The following is a 598-nucleotide window of genomic DNA, read 5'->3' as shown; positions in this document are numbered from 1 at the left end:
TTCAGCCACGCTTGTTGGCATATGGTGAAACCTGGCAAGGGCGTTGGGACAATAACCCGGTACTGGGTCGAAACCTTGTCGGCGCAGATACGGCAACACTGCAGTCAACGGTCACCATGTTGCGGCAATTTATGAACAAACGGCAAGGCATGTAGATGGCAATACCTCCTCTTGGGCGAGCAAGCCTCCTGCGCACGGATTTTAGGGAGGAGAACAACAGGTTAACGGTGTCAGCCACCAGTGAGGAGGGTGAGCACCAGCCAGTGGAGCAGATCAGCAATGCTGCCGAAGAATTTGCCGATGTGCTGAGTACATTTGGTCGTTTTAGCCGAATGGGCCGCAGGAACGACAGTATTGAGCATGACTTTCTTTCTTCCATGTTGGAAGAGAAGGCTGACGAAAAGCACGATGCTTTGATTAAGCAAGTGTCCAGGCTGTCCTTGAACAGAGATGGACTGCTGAAATACGGCAGAAGTCTCTTCCCCAATGACAGCGACTTGATGCTGGCATTGCGTGAACTGATGCTTAATCGTCAACTTTCTGCGTTACAAAAGAAAAGAATAAAAGAGGCGATGGCCGATCTCGAAAAATTCTCGGA

Annotated in this window: 1 protein-coding gene; it reads left to right on the top strand. The window is 50.2% G+C overall.

What is annotated here, in order from left to right; genetic code table 11:
* Positions 1-155: 155 nt before the first annotated feature.
* The coding region (locus tag J5224_RS33950) for an HrpJ domain-containing protein (protein ID WP_319802550.1) at positions 156-598 on the top strand (443 nt) is incomplete at its 3' end.

It is taken from the genome of Candidatus Symbiopectobacterium sp. NZEC135, assembly GCF_025962695.1.
This window is presented reverse-complemented; position numbering and strand designations above follow the sequence as displayed.